The sequence below is a fragment of the Candidatus Cloacimonadota bacterium genome (assembly GCA_011372345.1).
In the GTDB taxonomy this organism is placed as follows: domain Bacteria; phylum Cloacimonadota; class Cloacimonadia; order Cloacimonadales; family TCS61; genus DRTC01.
The window spans coordinates 1-2862 of sequence record DRTC01000469.1 but is presented as its reverse complement, the minus strand read 5'-3'; the positions used below and the strand labels follow the sequence as shown (position 1 = coordinate 2862).

Sequence of the window (2862 nt, the reverse complement as noted above, 5' to 3'; positions counted from 1 at the left end):
TCTAAAAAGGTCAAATTCAATAAAATTAGAAACCGTTAAAACGGTTAATACTTTTTCCTGTTTCATTAACCACCAACTTAAGTTGGTGGTTAATAAGAAGATAGAGGTCATTAACCGATTCATTAGTTTCCGAATTTCGGGCAAAATTTCATACATCTTCCAAATTATTGCCTTTTTTTTAGAGTGGACTCAATTATTGCATATTAAAATTGATAACAGATTCCAATAACTAAATTTTAAACAATTACAAAAACTTTCGTCTATTTTTCCAGTGCAGCGGTTGCAAATTCTCGATTTCATTGTTTCCTCCTTTGGATATTGGAACGATATCTTCGATTATCCAACCATAAATCGAATGAGGATTTCCATAATCATCTCTTTTGATCCAATCACCGAAACGATCTTTCCTGATAATATCGGGATTAATATCAAAGATAACATTTCCCTTTTTCCAGATTTTCCTGATCATTGCCGGATCAAAATTTTCCTGCATTATTTTTTCCCGGTCTAACATGATTTTCTCCTTAGCCGCTTCAAAATCCAAACTTACCAATCCCGATGTATCGGGATCATGAAATTTTCAAAATTACTGTTTCTCCTCATTCCCAAATTTTTTTTGGGAATGCAATTGCTGAAAAGTTTTACTTTGATTTTTTGTGCGAGAAAGTATTATTCGAATGCTGAACTTTTTCAGAATGAATGTTTCCGGTCTCGGAACAAGTTCCGAGTTACTGTTCGAATAGGAGAAATTAGAGATTCTGCATAATTCAATTTCTAACTCACCCTCATTCCCTCTCTTCAAAAAGAGGGATGATTTCGTTTTCCCCTTCTCTCTGCAAAAGAAGGGATTAGGGGATGACTTCGTTTTCCCCTTCTCTTTGCAAGAGAAGGGGTTAGGGGATGAGTTGCATAATTTGATTTTCTGTTTTTTCTCATAATTCTCAAAAACACCCAATTACGCAGAACTCATATAGGGGGAATTAGAAGATCAAGGTGATCCCTCCAACCGATGTATTCTGCCGGAGGGATCTTTTCCAGAGGGTACTGGAGAACAGGGCTTATCATTTATTCATTCAGAGCAAATTTAATAGAATCAAAAAGCTCATTATTATTAAAAGGCTTGAGCAGGTAAGCGGAGGGATCAATACTATGAACCTTTTTATAAGTTTCTTCGTCAGCATTGGCTGTCATAAAAATGATCGGGATATTCATTTGTTTTTTTATCTTGGAAGCAGCTTCGATACCGTTCATCTTTCCGGCAAGCTTAATGTCCATCAGAACCAGGTCAGGTTTCTGCCTGCCTGCCATGATGATCGCTTCTTCAGCATAAGCCACCACAGCCACGATTTCATAACCGTTTCCTGATAATATCATCCTGATATCTTCAGAAACGATGATCTCATCTTCAACGATCATTATTTTTGACACATTTCCCCCTTGATTGATTTGCTAACTAACCATTTTGAACATTCTTTGAGTTGTAATTCTTCCTTCACACCAGTGTTTAATTCTACTCCGTCTGATGCACTCGTGACAGAAAACACCACTCAGAGGTTTTGTCGAGAGCCTGACGACATTTTTTCCTTTTGGAAAGTATGAACAATCCTCTATCCAGTGCCAGATATCTTCCATTTTATTTCTTCGATATTCACGCATTTTTCCATCCTTTTCTTTCTTCCTGTTTATTATTCATAAACAACATAGGTCTTGCCTTTATAACGAACGATCGTATAACCCTGTCCTACTTCCAGGATTTCATATTCCTTACCTTCCAGTTCTTTCCAGGTGATTGGCGGGTATTGTCCCGGATCATAGCAGTAATAGACCTTTTTCCTTTTTTCCTTAAAATGTTGTTGACCGAAAACCAGATAAACCATTTTTGGATATGGTTGCTGGTTGATAAAAATTCTTTCCATAATTTTTTTCCTCCTTCTATATAAGTATACGGATGAGAAAAAAAAATGGGACGGAATCAGGGTTATTTCATATTAAAATAAGAAATTACAATGAAGACTCCCTGAGGAGTATATTGATGGATGTAAAAGAATATAAAAAAATAACGAATCTTGCTGCTTCCACAATTATGAAATTCATTACAGATGCCGATGATATAAGGGATCTATCACATACAGTAGCAATTAAATATTTCCTGAATGAAAAATCTATTGATAAAAAAAATGAAAATAATTGGATATATACCTGTGCCAAAAATGTCGCTATCGATCTTAAAAGAAAAAAGATAACTGAAGAACAAGTCGCTTCTACCAGCTTTGAAGATTATGAGAATGTGATCACAAAGACCATCCTCGATAAAAAAAAAGATGTCTCTCTTAAGGAAATCCTGGCAGAATATGGGAAATCTCTGAATTTTCAGGAAAAACAGCTGATCGAACAGTATGTAAATAATGGATATAAAGTCAAAAAACTCTGGCAGGGGAAAAGGATCACTTATGATGCCTTAAGAAAAAGAGTCTATCGTCTGAGAAAAGAAATTTTGGCAGAATATAATAAACAAAAGGGTATGATCGCCTCAGAATCGATCGTAGGTGCAAGGTTGCACGAAAATATCCTTTATTTTATCAAACAATTTAAAAAAGCAATGCTGGAAAACTCTATAGACAAAATATCATTCTACATCAGAGATTGTGAAAAACCTGTTGTTTTGCCGGATTTCAATATTAATGAAATTATTGAATATGATATTTGTCTGATCGATGACCAAAAGTATAGGATCTTTGTATATCATCTGAATAAAAAAAATACTTTCGATTGTTTTATCACTGAATTTGAAGTTTATAATCTGAATTCCATCAAGATCGTTGATTTTCCTCATAAACCTTCCCGCATAATCCAATTCAACGA

The 2862-nt window shown here is 34.8% G+C and carries 5 protein-coding genes; 1 reads left to right on the top strand and 4 read right to left on the bottom strand.

The window, feature by feature from the left end:
• Positions 1-244 precede the first annotated feature (244 nt).
• From ENL20_09100 to ENL20_09085, 4 genes are all read right to left on the bottom strand, one after another.
• Positions 245-514, bottom strand: a complete 270-nt coding sequence (locus tag ENL20_09100) for an HNH endonuclease (protein ID HHE38714.1) — start codon at positions 512-514, stop codon at positions 245-247.
• A 551-nt stretch (positions 515-1065) separates the two neighbouring features.
• Entirely contained in the window at positions 1066-1446 is a 381-nt protein-coding gene (locus tag ENL20_09095; GenBank protein HHE38713.1) for a response regulator, read from the bottom strand.
• Positions 1447-1449: 3 nt separating this feature from the next.
• The gene (locus ENL20_09090) at positions 1450-1656 is read right to left on the bottom strand and encodes a hypothetical protein (protein ID HHE38712.1); all 207 of its coding nucleotides are present in this window, start codon (positions 1654-1656) and stop codon (positions 1450-1452) included.
• 29 nt (positions 1657-1685) lie between these two features.
• The gene (locus ENL20_09085; protein HHE38711.1) at positions 1686-1916 is read right to left on the bottom strand and encodes a hypothetical protein; all 231 of its coding nucleotides are present in this window, start codon (positions 1914-1916) and stop codon (positions 1686-1688) included.
• A gap of 116 nt (positions 1917-2032) precedes the next feature.
• On the opposite strand from ENL20_09085, the gene ENL20_09080 reads away from it, so the two are divergent.
• Positions 2033-2862 (top strand): sigma-70 family RNA polymerase sigma factor (locus ENL20_09080; protein HHE38710.1); only part of this gene is annotated, 830 nt, incomplete at its 3' end.